At 66.4% G+C, this 18821-nt stretch carries 16 protein-coding genes and 1 pseudogene; 10 read left to right on the top strand and 7 right to left on the bottom strand.

From position 1 onward, the window contains the following. Together E1288_RS30590 and E1288_RS30585 are read left to right on the top strand one after the other, a co-directional pair. The coding region (locus tag E1288_RS30590) for a transposase (protein ID WP_207954647.1) at window positions 1-509 on the top strand (509 nt) is incomplete at its 5' end. A gap of 48 nt (window positions 510-557) precedes the next feature. Next, window positions 558-1160, top strand: a pseudogene (locus tag E1288_RS30585) (lytic polysaccharide monooxygenase); the annotation flags it as partial. A 72-nt stretch (window positions 1161-1232) separates the two neighbouring features. Here the strand turns inward: E1288_RS30585 and E1288_RS30580 are convergent. Further along, window positions 1233-2801, bottom strand: a complete 1569-nt coding sequence (locus tag E1288_RS30580; protein ID WP_132491277.1) for a solute symporter family protein — start codon at window positions 2799-2801, stop codon at window positions 1233-1235. Then, window positions 2798-3217 carry a DUF485 domain-containing protein gene (locus E1288_RS30575; RefSeq protein ID WP_132491273.1) on the bottom strand — a complete coding sequence of 140 codons (420 nt, stop codon included), beginning with the start codon at window positions 3215-3217 and terminating at the stop codon, window positions 2798-2800. The genes E1288_RS30580 and E1288_RS30575 overlap by 4 nt, the downstream gene beginning before the upstream one ends. Window positions 3218-4057: 840 nt before the next feature. On the opposite strand from E1288_RS30575, the gene E1288_RS30570 reads away from it, so the two are divergent. The 4 genes from E1288_RS30570 to E1288_RS30555 all read left to right on the top strand — a co-directional run bounded on the left by E1288_RS30570 (window position 4058) and on the right by E1288_RS30555 (window position 8789). Then, window positions 4058-7024 carry a sensor histidine kinase gene (locus tag E1288_RS30570; RefSeq protein ID WP_132491270.1) on the top strand — a complete coding sequence of 989 codons (2967 nt, stop codon included), beginning with the start codon at window positions 4058-4060 and terminating at the stop codon, window positions 7022-7024. Window positions 7025-7066: 42 nt separating this feature from the next. Further along, window positions 7067-7507: a roadblock/LC7 domain-containing protein gene (locus E1288_RS30565; RefSeq protein ID WP_093270958.1), complete on the top strand. Its 441-nt coding sequence runs from the start codon at window positions 7067-7069 to the stop codon at window positions 7505-7507. Between the two features lie 76 nt (window positions 7508-7583). Beyond that, entirely contained in the window at window positions 7584-8108 is a 525-nt protein-coding gene (locus tag E1288_RS30560) for a DUF742 domain-containing protein (RefSeq protein ID WP_235883908.1), read from the top strand. A 78-nt stretch (window positions 8109-8186) separates the two neighbouring features. Next, complete coding sequence (locus tag E1288_RS30555) at window positions 8187-8789, top strand: GTP-binding protein (protein WP_132491265.1); 603 nt, start codon at window positions 8187-8189, stop codon at window positions 8787-8789. Window positions 8790-8847: 58 nt separating this feature from the next. Here E1288_RS30555 and E1288_RS30550 read toward each other — a convergent pair whose 3' ends face one another. Continuing rightward, a complete protein-coding gene (locus E1288_RS30550) occupies window positions 8848-9912 on the bottom strand; it encodes a S1C family serine protease (protein ID WP_207954646.1) in 1065 nt (354 codons plus the stop codon). Between the two features lie 474 nt (window positions 9913-10386). On the opposite strand from E1288_RS30550, the gene E1288_RS30545 reads away from it, so the two are divergent. The 4 genes from E1288_RS30545 (at window position 10387) to E1288_RS30530 (ending at window position 14645) form a co-directional block, all read left to right on the top strand. Continuing rightward, on the top strand, window positions 10387-11049 hold the full coding sequence (locus E1288_RS30545; RefSeq protein ID WP_132491259.1) for a hypothetical protein: 663 nt from the start codon (window positions 10387-10389) through the stop codon (window positions 11047-11049). A gap of 87 nt (window positions 11050-11136) precedes the next feature. Continuing rightward, window positions 11137-12786, top strand: a complete 1650-nt coding sequence (locus E1288_RS30540) for an amidohydrolase (RefSeq protein ID WP_235883907.1) — start codon at window positions 11137-11139, stop codon at window positions 12784-12786. A gap of 156 nt (window positions 12787-12942) precedes the next feature. Next, entirely contained in the window at window positions 12943-13170 is a 228-nt protein-coding gene (locus tag E1288_RS30535) for a DUF3311 domain-containing protein (protein WP_132491256.1), read from the top strand. Then, window positions 13167-14645 carry a sodium:solute symporter family protein gene (locus E1288_RS30530; RefSeq protein WP_132491253.1) on the top strand — a complete coding sequence of 493 codons (1479 nt, stop codon included), beginning with the start codon at window positions 13167-13169 and terminating at the stop codon, window positions 14643-14645. The genes E1288_RS30535 and E1288_RS30530 overlap by 4 nt, the downstream gene beginning before the upstream one ends. Window positions 14646-14710: 65 nt before the next feature. Here the strand turns inward: E1288_RS30530 and E1288_RS30525 are convergent, their stop codons facing one another. From E1288_RS30525 to E1288_RS30510, 4 genes are all read right to left on the bottom strand, one after another. Continuing rightward, window positions 14711-15655 carry a patatin-like phospholipase family protein gene (locus E1288_RS30525; RefSeq protein WP_132491250.1) on the bottom strand — a complete coding sequence of 315 codons (945 nt, stop codon included), beginning with the start codon at window positions 15653-15655 and terminating at the stop codon, window positions 14711-14713. A gap of 62 nt (window positions 15656-15717) precedes the next feature. Next, the gene (arfB, locus tag E1288_RS30520; protein ID WP_132491248.1) at window positions 15718-16152 is read right to left on the bottom strand and encodes an alternative ribosome rescue aminoacyl-tRNA hydrolase ArfB; all 435 of its coding nucleotides are present in this window, start codon (window positions 16150-16152) and stop codon (window positions 15718-15720) included. A gap of 166 nt (window positions 16153-16318) precedes the next feature. Further along, window positions 16319-17677, bottom strand: coding sequence for a serine hydrolase domain-containing protein (locus E1288_RS30515; protein WP_132491245.1), 1359 nt, complete (start codon window positions 17675-17677; stop codon window positions 16319-16321). Window positions 17678-17780: 103 nt separating this feature from the next. Then, window positions 17781-18737, bottom strand: coding sequence for a CPBP family intramembrane glutamic endopeptidase (locus E1288_RS30510; RefSeq protein ID WP_235883906.1), 957 nt, complete (start codon window positions 18735-18737; stop codon window positions 17781-17783). Between the last annotated feature and the right edge of the window lie 84 nt (window positions 18738-18821).

Raw genomic sequence — 18821 nt, 5'->3', positions numbered from 1 at the left:
TCTTCCCCGACACCCGAGCGCAGCGCTGCTGGTTCCACAAGATCGGCAATGTGCTCGCCGCGCTACCGAAGTCGGCGCAGCCGGGTGCGAAGAAGGCACTGGCCGAGATCTACAACGCCGAGGACCGTCGGCATGCCCTGGACGCGGTGAAAGCGTTCGAGGCCGCCTACGGGGCCAAGTTTCCCAAGGCCGTCGCCAAGATCACCGACGATGTCGACGAGCTGCTGGCCTTCTACGACTATCCCGCCCAGTACTGGGTGCATCTGCGCACCACCAACCCCATCGAATCCACGTTCGCGACCGTGCGGCACCGCAGCAAAGTCACCAAAGGCCCCGGCTCACGGGCGGCCGGACTAGCGATGGCGTTCAAACTCATCGAGTCAGCCCAGACCCGCTGGCGCGCGGTCAACGCACCCCAACTCGTCGCCCTCGTACGCGCGGGAGCACGCTTCGAAGGCGGCAAACTCGTCGAACGCCCCGACGACCACGCCCCACCCACCGCCGCCTAAACAATCTTGACCCACAGATCTTGACTATTTCTCAGCCCCGACTCCGAGGGATGCAAGGGAGTCGTTGCTGAGAACGGTTCCGCCCCGATCTACGACTGGATGAGCAATCGGATCGGCGACGCCAACGGCCGGCACCAGGAACTGATCCCGGATGGGAAGCTCTGCAGCGCCAACAATCCGATGTACTCGGGTTTCGACGCCCCGGTCACGGCATGGCCGACCACTCAGCTGCAGACCGGCGACGTCAACTTCGAATTCAAGGCCACTGCCAAGCACCAGGGCGGGTTCCAGGTCTTCATCACCAAGGACGGCTGGGATTCATCGAAGCCGCTGGCTTGGGGCGATCTGGTGAAGGTCGCGGACGTCGACAGCCCGCCGGAAACCGCGGACGGATACTCGATCGCCGCGAAGATCCCCGAGGGCAAGACAGGTCAGCACGTGCTCTACACGATCTGGCAGCGCACTGACAGCCCTGAGGCCTTCTACTCCTGCTCCGACGTGGTCTTCGGCCAGCAGGGAACCGCCCAGACCAGCGCCCTTGAGGCGCAGCGACCTGCGGCCACGACTTCGGCCACTACACACCACCACGGCACCCATGCCCCTGAGCAGACTGCGTCCTTCTGGGATCGCGTGATGGGCTGGTTCGCCTGACCTTGCGATCACCCCGGCGCGAGCATGGGAACCTTCCTGTCAAAAGTGGCAGGAAGGTTCCCATGCTCCACGTCAGGACGAGCCGATGCCGGTGAGGGCTCGGACTTCCATCTCTGCGGTTCGCTTCTCGCTCACCTGGCCTCCTCCGAGCAGCGTGCCGATGTAGCCGCACAGGAACGAGATCGGGATCGACACGATCCCGGGATTGCTCAGCGGGAACCACGCGAAGTCCACGCCCGGCAGGATCGAGTCCGGCGACCCCGAGAGCACCGGCGAGAAGATGACCAGAACCGTGCACGAGATCAGCCCGCCGTAGATCCCCCACAGCGTGCCGCGGGTGTTGAACCGCCGCCAGAACAGCGAGAACAGCAACGTCGACAGGTTCGCCGAAGCCGCGAACGCGAACGCGAGCGCCACCAGGAACGCGATGTTCTGCCCGTTGACGAGGATGCCGCCGAGGATCGACGCGGCACCGATCACGAGCGCCGTCAGGCGGGCGACCCGCACCTCCGAGTCGGGGTCTGCCTTGCCGCGCTTCACGATGTTGGCGTAGACGTCGTGGGCGAAGGAGGCAGATGCGGTCAGCGTCAGCCCGGCGACAACGGCGAGGATGGTCGCGAACGCGACCGCTGCGACGACACCCAGCAACACCGTGCCTCCGACGCGGTACGCCAGCAGCGGCGCGGCCGAGTTCTCGCCGCCGGGAGCCGAGAGGATCGCTTCGGTGCCGTTGACCGCCCCCGCTCCGTAGCCGATCACGAGCGTGCACAGGTAGAACAACGCCATCGTGCAGGTCGCCCAGACCACGGAACGCCGCGCCTGCAGAGCGTTGGGCACGGTGTAGAACCGCATCAGCACGTGCGGCAGCCCGGCGACGCCTAGCACCAAGGCCAGGGATAGCGACACGAAGTCCAGCTTGGTCACTTCGCTCTGGCCGTACTTCGCACCGGGCGAGAAGATCCGGTCCCCCAACGGGTTCTGCTCCGCCGCGTGCTGTAGCAGCGAGGTCAGGCTGAAGCCGAACTTGCCCATCAGGAACAGAGTCATCATGGCCGCGCACAGCATGAGCATGGCCGCCTTGATGATCTGCACCCAGGTGGTTCCCTTCATGCCGCCGACCAGCACGTAGACGATCATCACCAGGCCCACGCCGCCGATCACCAACGCCTGGCCGCCCGAGCTGTGCACGTCGAGCAGCAGTGCCACCAGGCTGCCCGCGCCGGCCATCTGGGCGATCATGTAGACGAAGGAGATCACCAATGTGGACACTGCGGCGGCCGCGCGGACCGGGCGTTGCCGCATCCGGAAGCTCAGCACGTCGCCCATCGTGAAGCGGCCGGTGTTGCGCAGGAGCTCGGCGACCAGCAGCAGGTTGACCAGCCAGCCCACGAGGAAGCCGATCGAGTAGAGGAACCCGTCGTAGCCGTGCACCGCGATCGCTCCGGCGATCCCGAGGAACGACGCCGCCGACAGGAAGTCCCCGGAGAGCGCGATGCCGTTCTGCGCACCGGTGAACCGGCCGCCTGCGGCGAAGTAGTCGGTGGCCGTGCCGGAGCTGCTCACGCGGTAGACCATGTACAGGGTGAGCAGCACGAACACCCCGAAGATGCTCATGTTGAGCACCGGGTTGGCGTTGATCATCGCGGGTCCTCCCCGGTCGCTTCCCGGTACAGCGCCACGACGCGCGGATCGATCTGGCGCGCCGCGTACTTGAGGTAGAGGGCGGTGATCAGGATCGTGGTCGCGAACTGGCCGATGCCCATGACCAGGCCGACGTTGACCTCGCCGAAGAGCCGGATGCTCATGAACTCCGGCAGGTAGGCGGCGAGGACGACGTATCCGAGGTACCAGAGGAGGAACACCGCGGTCATCGGGAAGACGAAGCGGCGCAGCCTGGCTCGGAGATCGAGGAATTCGGGGCTCCGCGCGATGGCGGTGTAGTCCGGTGCCGGCCGGTGGGCGCGGGGTGCCGGTTTGTCGATCTGGCCGAAGGTTGCCGGCGTCGCGGGCTCGCCTCCGGGCGTTCGCGGCGGCGGTGGCTGGGTTGCGTTGGGCATGCGTCCTTCCAAGCAGTCGAGCTGCATCGACGTGGTTTCGGTCGATGCTTCGGAGTTCCCCAGTGCTCCGTGGCCGAGCGCCCTGGCTCGCATTCGATCCGGCTTTATCGAGAGGTCTCGGATCCAGGGCGTCGGTGAACCGCGCTGCCCGCGCTGCCAACCGGTTCGGAAGTCTAGCCAGCGAACGCCGCAGCACCGACACGCGCAGCGACACAGCACACACATTGATGAATTCGCCGATCACAGTATGTGGTCGTTTTGCTGTGCCGACCCCATGCGCGGGCGCCACCGAAACCACCCTCCGCAAACCGAAAAGCCCTGAGCCGAGGCAAATTTCAGCAGGTCAACAAGGCACTCGACGCGCAGGACAGGCGACTGGGCGGAATCTCGGCGAGGCTCTGCAACGAAAAAGTCATTTGTAGCCCCAACATCTACCTATTGGGCGACAAAAGCACTTCTGAAGATCGTCCAGCCGAACACGATCAGTGTTCGCGATTACCAAGATCAACCAATGGTCCCAGCAAAAATGATCTCCATCGGCATCGAATCAGCAGGTCAGCCAACCGAATTCAAGAACGGAGGAAGATCATTTCGTTGCGGTAGGGTTCTCAAAACCGACACCCGGCGAAGACGAATCCGGTGCGGCCGCGATCACCCCCGACATCGCAGGCTCCGGACGCCGGTATCGACGACAGCACCGGCCACCGGCGAAAACCGGCGGCACGCAGCGCCGCCAGCCCTGCAAAAAACCTGCCGCGCACACCACAGACGGGCCCAGGCTGCCCACCACATGAACGCGCCGTCGGTGAACACCTCGACTGCGCGGGAAAGGACTGCGTCGTGAGCAGCGGACTCGAAAATCCGGCCGCGAACGCGCCCCGGGCGTCCAGGTGGTCCCGCACCACGCCGAAGGTCGCCGAGCGGATCACCACGTGGCGCAACTGGAAACTACCCACCAAGATCGCCGCTGTCGTGCTCGTTCCGGTGATCTTCGCCCTGGTGCTCGGCGTGCTGCAGATCCGCAGCCAGATCAACCAGGCCGACGAATACGCCAAGCTGGACCGGCTGGTCGCGACCGGCAGCGCGGTTCGCGCGGCCACCGGCGGCCTGCAGCAGGAACGCAGCAAGGCCGCCGAGTTCCTGGTGCGCGGGCCGGTTTCCGCGCCGGAAGTGCAGGAGCGCTTCACCGCCACGGACCGGGCGCTGGACGACATGCGCCAGCGGCTGCGGGCCACCCCGGACAGCGACGCGGTCCGGTTCGCCCGGCAGGAAACCGACCGGCGCCTCACCGGGCTCGCGCCGATCCGCCAGCAGGTGCTGGGCGGTCACGCCGATCCCGGGGTGACGATCAACACCTACACCGAGCTCATCGGCGTGCTGATGGCGCTCGACCGCACGCTGATCAGCCAGATCTCGTCGTCACAACTCGTGTCCACGGCCACCACCGCACACGAGCTGGGGCAGATCAGCGAGGAAATGCAGCTCCAGCAGGCCCTGGTGCTCACCGGGCTGACCCGCGGCGGTTTCAGCACCGACAACCTGGCCCGGCTCGCGGCCAGCGAATCCCGCCGCACCTCCGCGGTCAAGGAGTTCCGCGCGGCCGCCACCCCTCAGCAGCGGATGCGCTACGACCAGCTGTACGCGAAGCCCGAGGTCCCGGCGCGGGAAACCTCGGTGCAGCTGGCGATGGCCGAGCGCGACAACTCGAAGTCGCGGCTCTCCACGGCGCTGGTGTCGGCAGCGGTGTGGAAGGACCAGTCCCGGACGGCTCATGGCGAGCTCAACGCGCTTCAAGACCACCTGGACCAGCAGCTGCACGAAACCGCGTTCTCACTGCAGGACAACGCGAGCAACATGGCGGGTCTGGAGTCGGTGATCCTGCTGTCGGCTCTGCTGGTCGCCGGCGCGGTCGTCGTCGTGGTCGCCCGGCACCTGCTCGGGTCGCTCGACGTCCTGCGCCGCAGTGCGCTGGACACCGCTAACTACCAGCTGCCGCAGGCGGTCGCCGACATCCGCGCCGGTCACGCCATCCGCCCCCGTGTCGAGCAGGTGCCGGTGGAGAGCTCCGACGAGATCGGCGATGTGGCGCGGGCGTTCGACGACGTGCACACCCAGGCCGTCAACCTCGCCACCGAGCAGGCCGAACTCCGCCGCAGCTACAGCGACTCGTTCATCAACGTGTCGCGGCGCAGCCAGGGCCTGCTGGAGCGGCAGCTGCGGCTGTTCGAGCAGCTCGAACGCGACGAGGAAGACCCCGACCAGCTGGCGACCCTGTTCCAACTGGACCACCTGGCCACCCGGATGCGCCGCAACAACGAGAACCTCATGGTGCTCTCGGGCGCGGACCCCGCCCGGCGGTTCACGCAGCCGACCTCGCCCGCGGATCTGATCCGGGCCGCGGTGTCGGAGATCGAGCACTACCCGCGAGTGATCGTCCAGCCGCTGCCGCACGTCAAAATCGTCGGATACGCCGCGAGCGACCTGGTGCGGCTGCTGGCCGAACTCCTCGACAACGCGGCGAACTTCTCGGCGCCGGAAACGCAGGTCGTAGTCTCCGGGCAGCGGCGCGGCGACGGGTCGCTGGGCATCGACATCGTCGACCGCGGCATCGGCATGTCGCAGGACGAGCTCGCGGCCGTGAACCAGCGCCTCGTCGGCAACGAGGAGATCAAGGCGTCGACGTCCCGGCGCATGGGCCTGTTCGTGGTCGGTCGGCTCGCCGCCCGCCACGGCATCCGGGTGGAGCTGCGCCCCGGCCCGGAATCGACCGGGGTGTGCGTCGCGGTCGGCCTCGGGCCAGAACTGCTGGTGGACTCCGTGCCCTCGGCACCGGTCCAGCGGACCAACGGCATCGTGCCCAACGCCCGCACCGCCGACACGCTCGTGGAGGAGTTCGACTGGGAAGCGGCCGAACAGGACGCGGTCGGCCAGCGCCAACTGGTGCGCAACGGCTTCCACCTGTTCCGCTCCCCGAGCAACGGCGCGCCGCAGGGGCCGCCCGAGGACGCCTTCAACACCGAAGAGATCACCCGGGAGCCCGTACAGGCCACCGAGCACCACAACGGCGCGAAGGCCCCGACGCCGATCTTCGACGATCTCGCGTCCGCGTGGTTCCGGGCGACCCCACACGACGCCACCCGCCCCGCCATCCAATGGCCCGCCGCCTCGGCGGAGGGTGACAGCAAGGGAACTTTCCTGTCACCGGCGACAGGAAAGTTCCCTTCCTCTCAGCCCGCCCGGACCAACGGCCATGGTGGCCAGAGCTCGTGGACCTTCGCGAATGACCAAGCCCGGCAGCGGGCCGAGGAAGTTGCGGCGGCAGAACCTTCCGACTACACCGCTGCAGGTCTTCCGCTTCGAGTTCCGCAGGCGAACCTTCTGGCCGGCAGCGCCGACACGGAGTCGGGTGGGCGCGCCCGCCCGCCCCGCGACCCGCACGCCGCTCGCGGCCGGCTGGCGAGCTTCCAAGCCGGTGTTCGGCGCGGCCGCCACCGCCAGCAGCTCACCTCACGCAACGGCGCCGCGCCGACGGGAGCATCCCCGCAGCCTGACCCGAATCCGCACGCCAACAACGGCACCAACAGTGTCCAGGACCCCGAGCCGCTGCTCGACCAGGAAACCGCCGACTACACGACTGCCGGGCTGCCCCGGCGAACCCCGAGAGCCCAACTGGTCCCGGGAACGGCCACCGAGCCGGACGTCAAGCCGCGCCGCGATGCGGACGTGATGCGTGGACGGCTGGCCAGCTTCCAGCGCGGCGTCCGCGAAGGCAAGCACAGCCTCCGCGACTCGCCCTCGGCCGACTAGCGCCCGTGACAACCCGAATCAGTGCAGAGGACAGGAGGGCCGATGAACGCCCACAATTCCCAGCCGAACCAGTTCGGCTGGCTGGTCACGGATTTCACCGAACGAGTTCCGGGCGTGGCGCACGCCGTGGTCGTCTCAGCCGACGGGCTGCTGCTGACCGCGTCCGCGAAACTGCCCACCGACCGGGCCGACCAACTCGCAGCGGTCGCATCGGGGCTGCTCAGCCTCACCCAGGGCGCGGCGCGCTGCTTCGAAGCCGGGACCGTGAACGAGACCGTGGTCGAAATGGAACGCGGCCTCATGCTGCAGATGGCGATCAGCGACGGCTCGTGCCTGACGGTCCTGGCCGCGCCGCATTGCGACATGGGGCTGATCGCCTACGAGATGGCTTTGCTGGTGGAACGAGTCGGCCAGATCCTGACCCCGGAACTGCGCTCCCAGTTGCAGGGAACGAATCGTGTGATGACCGGCCAGTCGGTGTGAGGACGGCATGAGCACAGGTCCGGACGCGTCCGGGCGGCACCGATGGGACGACCGAGAGTCGCCCGAAGCTGACGCCATGGCCGAGGTCTTCAACCGGTTCACCCTCGACAGTGGCCGCCGCGGGCGACGCCGCAAGCGTGCGCGCGACGAACCGGAGCCGCAAGTCCCTCCACAACCTGCGGCGGATCCGCCTTGGCCGTCGGCCGAACCGGCTGAAGCGCCGGCCATGTCGGCACCCGAGGAAGCCAGCCAGGAGCCCGAAACAGCAGCGACCTACATTCGGCCGTATGCCTGGACCGGCGGGCGCACGCGATCGAATCACCGCCTGGAACTGGAGACCCTGGTGTCCACCAGCGAGTCCTGCCACCCTGCGCGGCTGCAGCGGCTCGAACACCATTCCATCGCCGAACTGTGCCGGCACCCGCGTTCGGTGGCCGAGGTCGCTGCCTTGCTCGACGTCCCGCTCGGCGTGGCGAAGGTCCTGCTCGGCGACATGGCCGAAATGGGACTCCTAAGCGTGCACCAGACAGTGAACGAAAACGGCAGCACGTCGCACTTGTTGCTGATGGAGAGGGTTCTGAGTGGGCTTCGCCGGCTCTGAACCCCGCAGCGCGGGTCTCGTGGAGGAGCGCGCGAACCGCAAGACGCCAGCTTGACGCGATAACTGAGGTGGGCAGACATGACTCCTGAAACGCGACCCCGACCTGTGCACACCGGTCGGTCCACGACCGCGACCTCGGCGAAAATCGTCGTCGCGGGTGGCTTCGGAGTCGGCAAAACGACATTCGTGGGTTCGGTGTCGGAAATCGTGCCGCTGACCACCGAAGCCGTGATGACCGAGGCCAGCAAGGGCATCGACGACCTGCACGCGACCCCGAACAAGAACACCACGACGGTCGCCATGGACTTCGGTCGGCTGTCGCTGGATTCGGATCTGATCCTCTACCTGTTCGGCACGCCCGGCCAACAGCGCTTCTGGTTCATGTGGGACGACCTGGTCCGGGGCGCGATCGGCGCCGTGGTGCTCGTCGACACCCGGCGCCTCGCGGACTGCTTCTCGGCCATCGACTTCTTCGAAGACCGGCGGCTGCCCTACATCGTGGGGCTCAACTGCTTCGACGGGACCCTGCTCCACCGGGTCGAGGAGGTGCGCGAGGCCATCGCGATTCCGCCCGACGTCCCGATCGTGACCTGCGACGCGCGAAATCGCGAATCCACCAAGCAGGCGCTGATCAGGCTGGTCGAGTACGCCATGCAGTGGTGGATTCGCCGGACCGCTTAGCTGTTGCAGCATGGGAACCTTCCTGTCACCTCAGGCACGAAAGTCCCCTTCTGCACGCCTACCTGTCGCCCTGCAGCCCACCGTTCGGCGAGGTGTAGGGGTTGGGGTTCTGCTGCTGGAACAACGAATCGTCGACTGTTTCGGCGGCCTTGTCCGGTTCGCTGCCCAAGGTCACCTCGACTTGCCGCTGGTTGCCACCGGCGGAGTCCGCCACCGTGAGGTTGATCTTCGAGCCGGGTGCGTTGGAGCTGATCTGGGCTACCAGGTCCGAGAAACTGCTGACAGCCCGGTTGCCGACCTTGACGATCGTCTCCCCTGCTTTGAGCCCTGCCTTGTCCGCGGCAGAACCGGGAACGACGGAACTGATGGTCGCCGCGCCCGACTGGCCGTTTGTACCGGTGACACCGAGTTGAGGCTTCGTCGCCACCCCACCGCCGATGAGCTCGTTCGCGACGCGACTTGCCGTGTCGATCGGGATCGCGAATCCCAATCCGATGTTTCCGGACGCCTTGCTGTTGGACACGATGCTGGTGTTGATGCCGATCACCTGGCCGTCCAGGTTCACCAGCGGGCCGCCCGAGTTACCGGAGTTGATCGAAGCATCGGTCTGAATACCGTTGTAGATGACGGGCCGACCGTTCTCCCCCTGCACATCGACAGTTCGGTTCAGGGCGCTGACGATGCCTGAGGTCACCGTTCCTTCCAGTCCCAGCGGGGAGCCGATGGCGACGACGGACTGCCCGACCGCCAGCGTCGAAGATTTGCCGAGCTCCGCAGGTGTGAGCCCGCTGGCGCCGTTGAGTTTGATCACCGCCAGGTCGTAGGAGGGCGAAGTGCCCACGACGCTCGCGGTCCGCGTTGACCCATCGGGCAGGGTGACCGTGATCTCGCCGCCTGAGCCGATCACGTGGTTGTTGGTCAGCACATAGCCGTCCGGGGTGAGCACCACGCCGGTCCCTTCCGAACCGCTTCGGGCTCCGCGAACTGCGATGTCCACTGTGCTCGATGACGCCTTACCCGCCGCGAACTGCACGGTGCCGGCCTGTGCGTTGATCTGGGTGCCGGTGACAGGATCGTGCTGCGCGATCGCGGAGTTGGTGCCTCCACCGTCGGCAATGAGCATCCCGCCTCCGACCCCCACACCTCCTCCGACCACTCCAGCGACCAGCGCGGCCGCGACCACGCCCTTCCAACGTCGTGGCTCACCTGTTCGAGGATTGGCCGGGTAGGTGCTCGCTGCGCCCGGCAGCGGTCCGGGCGCAGGGCCGAATGATGCAGTGGGAGCGGTTTCCGGCCCCGGCGTGTGTTGCGTGCCATCTCCGTACTCCGGCGATCCGCCGGAACCAGCTGCTGTCATGCCGTCAACCGTGCCGCGCGAAGCTGAGAACTACCTTGGCGCGAGCTGTTGACTTCGTCGGAATCCCCCCAGCGGCCGAGCCGCGGAACGGGAAGCATGGGAACCTTCCTTTCACCGGATGACAGGAAAGCTCCCATGCTCGGGGCGTGGAAGCATGCGATGGAATGGTCCAGCCCGACACGGGGCCGAAGGTGGACAAAATCAAATGCCCTGGCCTCGGCGCCCGGGATAGTGCTCCGCATGCGTACAACGATCACCACGAACTCAGTCATGCCGTCCACCGGTCGGCGGGTATTTCGCGTCGTCGAACTGGAGAAGCTCGGAATCTCGCAGTCGACGTCCTATCGCCGGGCCCGTCCCGGCGGCCCTTGGATGCGGCTCGCTCCCGGTGTTCTGCTCGTCGTACCTGGGCCGCCGACGGTCAAAGATCGCATCAACGCAGCACTGTTGCGTGCCGGGCCCGGCGCTATGATCACCGGCCTCCAGGCTGCTCGCCTCCTCGGCTTGGAAACTCCTCCGGAAGATGCGGACATTCACGTCCTGATCCCGCACAGCCGGAAGATCCAGAGTTATCCCGGAACGAACTTCGAGCGCACCACCCGTCTACCGGAACCTGTTCTCGTCGATGGCATTCCGGTCGCACCACCGGTGCGTGCCGTCATGGATGGTGCCCGCACTTGGCAGACCTGGACCGTGACCGAAGACCTCCTGGTCGAGGCGATGCAGCGCAGGAACCGCTGCAGGCTGGAAGACCTGATCGTCGAGATGGAGCTCGGCAGCAGGCGAGGAACAGCGGTGCCGCGGGCGATTCTCCGCGCATTCAGGGGCACGACCACGCCGTTCCCGGGGTTTCCGTCGCGTGCTGCACCGCCGGCGGGTCATCACGAGCGGGAGGCAGCCTGAAAGATCCACGGTGTTGGCCTTGGGGCTGGTGCTCGACGGGTTTCCGAGGCAGCATGCCAGGCATCCACCGCTGTCGTGGGAGGTGCTGTGGCGAGCGCTGGACAACCACCGGTTCTGGTCACTGCCCGCCGGATCGTCACCATGGCCGATGAGCCGTATGTGAACACGGCTCGGCCTGCTCTGGCGATCCAGGGCGAGTGGGTCGTCGATGTCGGCGACCTCGGTGACCTGCGCCGCCGCATGCCCGGAGCCGACGTCGTCGACTTCAGGGACGCAACGATCGTTCCTGGCTTCAACGACGCCCACCAGCATCCGACCATGACTGCCGCGAACCAGCGGGGCGTCGATGTGTCCGCATCCAGTTCTCGGGCAGATCTTCTTGAAATGCTCAGGACCCGCGCTCGCGACACACCTCCCGGACAGTGGCTGCTCGGGACGCGTTACGACCACGGACGGTCCACCGGCGGCACGCCCCTGACTCGGTCTGATCTCGACGAGGTCACCGATACCCACCCTGTCCTTTTGATCAACATCGGCGCGCACTGGGGTGTGCTGAACTCGGCTGGCCTCGCTGCAGCGGGGCTGTCCGACGACAGCGTCCCCCCGTCCGGCGGCGAGCTCACCAAGGACGCTGCAGGTCACCTCACCGGGGTGGTGCACGAACAGGCGTTGTTCGACCTGGCGTATCCGTCGCTGTCACGAGGGCGCCCGGTACTGCCCGATCAGGACCTCGAAGCGGCGTTGGCACAGTTGAAAGGCACTCTCCGAGCGCTGAACGCCGCGGGAATCACGAGCGTCGGCGACGCGATGGTCGGCCCGACCGAGCTGTCGCTGCTGCAGGAGGCTCATCAGCGCGGTGAACTCACGACGAGGGTCAACGCGCTGCTCACCTACCGGCATGTCGACACGTTCCACGCTGCCGGGCTGCGCACTGGTTTCGGCGACAACTGGCTCCGGATCGGTGGCGTCAAGGCGTTCGCGGACGGTGCTGTCGCCGGTGGCACCTGCCTGGTCGAGGAGCCTTTCGAAGGCACCGATGATCACGGTATCCAAACGCTGGATACCGATGAGCTCAACGAACTGGCGTTCCGCGTGCACGCAGCAGGTTCGCGGCTTGCGATCCACGCCAACGGCGACCGCTCGATCAAGCTCGTTCTCAATGCCCTCGAACAGGCACGCGCGGCACACCCGACAATCAAGACCGCGCACCGGATCGAACACTGCAGCATGGTGGATGCGGAGATTCTGGCGCGGATGAAAGCCCTGGATGCCATCGCGGTTCCGTTCGGCAGCTATGTGGCTTTCCACGGCGACAAGCTCCTCGACTACTACGGCGCGGACCGGTTGGAGCGGATGTTCGCGCACCGCAGCATGTTGGATGCGGGTGTCGCTGTGGCTGGCTCGAGCGACTTCCCATGCGGGCCCTTCGAGCCCTTGCTCGGACTTGCCAGCTGCGTCACACGGCTCTCCACGGCCGGGCGAACTGCTGGGCGAGTCCTCGGAGCGTCGCAGCGGATCAGCGCGCGGGAAGCTCTCGCGATCTACACCACCGGTTCGGCTCACGCCGCTGGTGAGGCCGCGTTCAAGGGACGACTCGAGGTCGGCGACCTGGCGGACTTCGTCGTGCTGTCCGACGATCCCCTTGAAGTGGATCCGAAGCACTTGCCAGATATCCACATCCACGAAACGTGGGTCGGTGGCCAGGCGGTCTGGCGCGACGGGGGGGATCCGTCATGACTCTCGAAGCGACAGCCTCGGCTACGACTAACAACGACCGCGACGCCATAGCCGGGCGCAGCGCCATGTCCTGATTGGAGAGAGCATGGGAACCTTCCTGTCACCCACGCCTCGAAGGTTCCTTCGCTGAGTTGGATTCAACGGCCGGAGGGATATGTGCTCAAGAAACGAAAATCACTGTGGTGGCTGTTGGGTCCCGTCGTGCTCTACTTGCTAGCGCTTCCGCTTTACAACCGGATCGAGCCGGTTGTTCTGGGGCTGCCGTTCTTCATGTTCTGGACGCTGATTGCGACTTTGCTGACACCGGCGTGCATCTGGCTTGCAGCCCGCAAGGATCCGCTGTGGCGAAGCGACCGGCAGCGTACGCGAGGTGATGACGAATGAGCACCAATGCTGCGGTGTCGGTGGGCATCTTCGCCTTGTTCATGCTCGCCGCGGTCGCCCTGGGCCTGCTTTCGCTGCGTGGCCGCGATCGCACGAACCTCGCCGAGTGGTCCATTGGTGGTCGAAGCCTCGGTGTCGTACTGATCTTCGTGCTCATGGCGGGCGAAACGTACACGAGCTTCAGCTACCTCGGTGCCGCCGGCTGGTCCTACAACTACGGGATGCCGGTGTTCTACCTGCTGGCTTATCTCGCGATCGGCTTCGCCGTCGGATACGTCGTCGGGCCGATCCTGTGGAACTACGCCCATCGCAACAATCTCCACAACATCACCGACATCACCGCGTACCGTTTCAACTCGCCGTGGTTCGGGGCCGCGGTGGCGATCCTCACCACGGTGTTCCTGCTGCCGTACATCCAGCTCCAGATCACCGGAATGGGTGTCGTCGTTTCGACGATCAGCTACGGCACGATCGGCCTGGGAGCTGGATACATCATCGCGTTCGTGGTGACCGAGGCGTTCATCATCTTCTCCGGTCTTCGCGGTAGCGCCTGGGTGTCCATCCTCAAGGACAGCCTGGTGATCATCACGCTGCTGGTCGTGTTCATCTACGTGCCGGTGCACTACTTCGGTGGCCTCGGCCCGATGCTTGATCGGCTCGTTTCGGAACGCCCTGAATGGCTCGTGCTGCCGGGCCATGGCAAGGAGTCCTTGGGCATGCTGTGGTTCGCCACAACGGGGCTGCTCAACGGTGTCGTCTACACGATCTTTCCGACCACTGTGGCCGGTTACTTGGGCGCCAAGAATCCGGGCGTACTACGCCGCAACGCGCTCATCATGCCCTTCTATCAGGTGTTGCTGTTCGTTCCGATCCTCCTGGGCTTGGCCGCTGTGTTCGTCGTCCCCGGGCTCGACGATTCCAATCTGGCGATGTTCAAGCTCGTCGTCGACTCGATGCCGGCTTGGCTCGTCGGGCTCGTCGGGGTCGCCGGAGCGTTGTCGTCGATCGTTCCGATGGCCGTCTTCATGCTCGTGATCGGCACGATGTGGGGACGGTCAGTCCTGGGCGTGCATCCTCGGACAGCGCCGCACCAGAAGCAGCTGTCTCAGCTGGTCACGTTCGTCGTCGGGTTGGTGGCACTGCTGTTCACGTTCATTTCACCGAGCACCCTGGTGCAATTGTCGGTCCTCTCGTATCAGGGACTCGCGCAACTCCTGCCGGTGGTACTCATCAGCTTGCTTTGGAAGCGCATGTCGACCGCGGCGGCCGCCTCCGGGCTCGCTGCCGGGGTGGTCGTCGTCGCATTGCTCGTCATCACCGGAAACGACACGTTGCTCGGCATCAACGCTGGTCTGCTCGGGCTCGCCGCGAACGTCCTGGTCAACGTCGCGGTGACGCTCGCCCGCCCCGCGACCACACCGCCGGAGCGACTCGCTGTGGACGAGCTGCCCGAAGAAGCCCCGGTTCGGGCCTGACCAACGAAAGCATGGGAACTTTCCTGTCACCATGGCAGGAAAGTTCCCATGCTTTCAATGTCTGGTCAGTTGATGTTGGGCGCGGATTCGGAAACCCCGAACCGGCCGCTTGCGATCGGGTTGCCGCTGATGTCCACAGGGCCGGACGGCACCGGCTTGGCCATCGGGCACCACTTCTTGGCGATCTCCCATGAGGCGTTGATCAGGGCCTCGGCATGCGCGAAGGAATACGGTGAGAGACCGACCACAGACGGGGCTGGCACAACGTAGAGCTCGCAGCGCGTCGCGTTCAACTGCAGATCGAGCCGTGCCGCGGACACCATCGCCGCGCCGAGCGCAGCACCGTTCACTCCGCCGACCGACCGCGGTGGCGTCTTCGGCGGCGGCCAGGTCGCGATCGAACCGATCCCCCGCCTGCGCTGGCTGAACTCGAAAGGTTCGGTGCCTCCGCACGGGAGCACGTAAACGCGCTCCGCCCCACGCTCGACGGCGCGACTGATCGGCATGAATGCCGCTGGGCCACCGTCCACCAGCCAGCGGTCCCCCACCTTCACCGGCGGGAACATTCCGGGAATCGAGCATGAAGCCACCAGCGGCGGAAGCGCAGGGCCGCTCTCGAAGTACACCGGATCACCGGAGTCCAGATCCGTTGCGGTCACGGTCACCGGGATCTGCGCGTCTTCCAACCGGCGGAACGGCAGGTTGTTGTGCAGCCAGCGCGCCAGCCCGTGATTTCCCATGACGTGGTTCGACAGCCCGATCTTCCCTGCGAGTATCCGGCTGGGCTGGATCGGGAAGACATCTGTGCGTCGCATCGACACCCACAGCTCGCGGAGCTTCGCCGCCCCACGCGGCGTTGGATCGCCGGCGAGCCATGCCGCGTTCAGCGAGCCTGCAGAGGTCCCGACGAGCAGGTCGGGTTCAATACCTGCTTCGAACAATGCCGTAACCAGGCCAGCCTGGATCGCCCCGAAGGTGGAGCCACCCGGCAAGACCCATGCCGTGCGCATCAGCAATGTCCCTTCTGCGTTCGTCTTCTTCCGAGGCTAGCCGCGCACACTCGCAGCACACGTCAGGCGTCGCCGGGATCACCCCGACGGCGCTGCCGTTTTACCTCCGCACGCCGCTTCTTACCAGCGAGACGACGTTGCTGCGAACCCTTGGTCGGTTTGGTGGGCCGACGCTTCGGGGCAGGCGGGGTAACTGCCTCGGCGAGCAGCCTGGCCATCCGTTCCCGAGCGGCCTGGCGGTTGGCGAGCTGCGCGCGCTGCTCGGAGGCTGCGATCGTGAGCACGCCGTCGACGAGTCGGTGGGCGAGGCGTTCCATCGCACGTTCCCGCAGAGGTTCCGGAATCGACGTCGAGCGCGCGAGTTCGAAGGACAGTTCGACCCGCGAGTCCGTTGTGTTGACGCCCTGCCCTCCAGGCCCGGAGGACCGCGAGAAGCGCTCTGAGAGCTCGAGCGCAGGAATCGTCCAGCGGCTGGTGACGGGCAAGTCTGCGGGCATACCAGTCAGCATGCCTCACGCTGTTTTGGCCGGTCCTACGGCTACACCTCGCCCGCCGGAACGCCTCAGCTCCCATTCGAGCCGGCAGATCGAAGGCTGGAGGATGGGAACCTTCCTGCCACCGCTCTGACAGGAAGGTTCCCATGCTTTCAACGCCAGCCGCGGGTTACTGGGCTGGGCGCCAGCCGGCCACACCGCCGGGCACCGGGGCGTCGGGGGCGTATGGCGTGCGGGTGAAGATGAACGTGTTCAGGTCGAGGTGGGTGGGCACACCGTCGCCGTTGCGCCCCACGCGCAGGATTTCGCCCGAGTAGTAGCCGTCCAGCCCGGTCCAGGTGCCATCCGGGTTGGCGCGGAATCGGGATGCCCGCCCGCGTCCCTGCCACGGCGAGAGGTCGAGCAGACCGTCGCGGCGCACCCGCAACACGTAGGGAGTCGGCCCCCAGTACCACTGGCCGGTGAGCTCCAGGAGCCGCAGGTCCGCGTCGCCGCGGGGTTCCCACGGGGCCGGGATTCGAGGCTCGTGCTTCGCGAGCAGGTCTAGCAGGTCGGTCGCGAACAGCCCCGTGACACCCGCCGTGGTGTTGGCCATGAAGATCACCCCGGTGTTCTCGGCGGGGTCTGCCCAGACGGACGCCAGGAATCCGGGCATCGATCCTGAATGACCGGCGAGCCGACGTCCGCCATGCCGCAGCAGCTGCAGCCCGAGCCCATAACCGCCTCGCCATTCGGCGCCGTCGTCGACCGACGCCGGCGACCGCATCTCGGCGACGGTGTCCGGGTGCAGCACTTCGCCGCTGTCGCCGATCACGAAACGCGCCCACCGAGCCATGTCGTCGAAGGTCGACCAAAGCTGGCCGGCAGGAGCCATTGCTCCCGCGTCCTCGGCGGGCTCGGGCAACACCACGTCCGCCCACGGGTGCACGGCGAATCCCTCCGCGTGCGGCGCGACCGGGCTGAGCGTGGTGCGCTTCATCCCGAGCGGTTCGAGGATCTCGCGCTGCAGCACCTCGCCCCAAGGGGCTCCGCGCAGCCGGGACACCAGTTCTCCCAGCACACCGAATCCGACATTGGAGTAGTGGAAGCCGTGGCGAGGCGTCGGGCGCAGCGCGGTTTCGTCGATGCTGGCCACGAGTTCCTCGGCGCTGCCGCCTGGGGTTCGCTCCCACCACTGCCCGGCGGGTTCCGCGGTCAAGCCGCTTGATTGCGAAAGGATTTCACCGATGCTCCGCTTGCCGATCGAGGTGCCCGGGATGTAGTCGTCGAGCTTGTCGGCGAGGTCCAGGCGGCCTTCGTCGCGCAAGCGCATCACGAGCACGGCGACGAAGGTCTTCGTGATCGAACCGACCCGGTACTGGGTGTCCGTTGTGGAGGGCCGGCCACCGACCTGCCCACGGCTGTCCACCCAGATCGTCTCGCCGTCGCGGATCAGCCCCGCGATCAGCGAGGGCACACGGTTTTCACTCTGCTCCACGGCCAGGCGACGCAGGAGGGCTCGCTGGGTGGAGGGCAGCAGACTCGTCATGCCCCCATGCTTCCACCCCTGCGAAAAGCGGTGTTGGAGCATTCTGAGCCCCGCGATTCAGGTGCGAGTGACAGGAAGGTTCCCATGCTCGCACCGAAACCGGTCAGCGGCGGGTGCGGCGGTTGACTCCTCGGGAGATCCCGGCCGTCTCCACCGGGAACCGCACCGGGAGCTTCCCGAGCATGACGAGCACCAGGACGAGCAGAGCGAGCACGATCCATCCGCTCCATCCGAGGAGCCCCGTTGACGCATTGTCGACCGGGTGCCCGGCCATGCTGAAGACCATGCCCAAACCGGCCGCCGCGTTGAGGAATCCGTGCGCGATGACCGCCGGCCAGACGCTGCGCGACGCGAGCCTGAGCCAGCCCAGCAGCGTGCCCACCAGGGTGCAGAAGCACACCATCATGATGAACGCCACCACGATCGGCAGCGTCGGGTAGTTGTAGCCGAGGATCAGGACCGGTGCGTGCCACAGGCCCCACAGCACGCCAGTCGTCAGGAACGCGCCGGGCTGCCCGAGGGGCAGCAGCGCCTGGGTGAGGTAGCCCCGCCAGCCCAGTTCTTCACCGAGCGCGGGGATGACCTGCAGCCAGCCCAGCCCGAAGACCGCGGCGATCTGCGTGAGCGCGAGCATCCCGGGCGACGTCTCAGGCTCCGCGCCCACCACGGTGGCACCGAACTGCTCGGCCAGCCCGGAGAAACCAGTCCAGTCTGCCTGGTACACCCCGAGCAGGTAGCCCACCATCAGCGCGAAGGTCGCCACCAGCGGCGGCCCCAGCCAGGCGATCAGCGCGTAGGGCCACCACTTCTTGATGCCGCCGGGGTTGGTGATTCCCAGTCCTCGAAGAACCTTCGGCTGCGGGCTGATCCACTTGGTGACCACCAATGCCGCAACCGCCGGCATGAACATCATGAGGAAGAGGACGAGGGGCCCCCAACTCCACGACAGTCCTTCACCGGTCAACCAGAGCGGCAGGGTCAGCAGCCACGCCGGCAAATAGGCGATTGCGACGAAACTGACAACGCCGCGGACGTCCACTCGGTCCTGGTCAGTGCTCACTTCGCCAGTTTGCCAAACCGAGCTGAGAGCCGGGCCCTCTAGGCAAGGGGGCTCCCGCCGCACGAAACGACGGGAGCCCCTTGC

The organism is Saccharopolyspora elongata (assembly GCF_004348985.1).
GTDB lineage: Bacteria > Actinomycetota > Actinomycetes > Mycobacteriales > Pseudonocardiaceae > Saccharopolyspora > Saccharopolyspora elongata.
This window is presented reverse-complemented; position numbering and strand designations above follow the sequence as displayed.

Bases quoted from the DNA above. Each gene is read 5' to 3' on its own strand.
- E1288_RS30580 (WP_132491277.1), bottom strand. From the start codon at position 2,801: ATGATCAACGCCAACCCGGTGCTCAACATGAGCATCTTCGGGGTGTTC.
- E1288_RS30575 (WP_132491273.1), bottom strand. From the start codon at position 3,217: ATGCCCAACGCAACCCAGCCACCGCCGCCGCGAACGCCCGGAGGCGAG.
- E1288_RS30565 (WP_093270958.1), top strand. From the start codon at position 7,067: ATGAACGCCCACAATTCCCAGCCGAACCAGTTCGGCTGGCTGGTCACG.
- E1288_RS30560 (WP_235883908.1), top strand. From the start codon at position 7,584: ATGGCCGAGGTCTTCAACCGGTTCACCCTCGACAGTGGCCGCCGCGGG.
- E1288_RS30555 (WP_132491265.1), top strand. From the start codon at position 8,187: ATGACTCCTGAAACGCGACCCCGACCTGTGCACACCGGTCGGTCCACG.
- E1288_RS30550 (WP_207954646.1), bottom strand. From the start codon at position 9,912: ATGCTCATTGCCGACGGTGGAGGCACCAACTCCGCGATCGCGCAGCAC.
- E1288_RS30545 (WP_132491259.1), top strand. From the start codon at position 10,387: ATGCGTACAACGATCACCACGAACTCAGTCATGCCGTCCACCGGTCGG.
- E1288_RS30530 (WP_132491253.1), top strand. From the start codon at position 13,167: ATGAGCACCAATGCTGCGGTGTCGGTGGGCATCTTCGCCTTGTTCATG.
- E1288_RS30525 (WP_132491250.1), bottom strand. From the start codon at position 15,655: ATGCGCACGGCATGGGTCTTGCCGGGTGGCTCCACCTTCGGGGCGATC.
- arfB (WP_132491248.1), bottom strand. From the start codon at position 16,152: ATGCCCGCAGACTTGCCCGTCACCAGCCGCTGGACGATTCCTGCGCTC.
- E1288_RS30515 (WP_132491245.1), bottom strand. From the start codon at position 17,677: ATGACGAGTCTGCTGCCCTCCACCCAGCGAGCCCTCCTGCGTCGCCTG.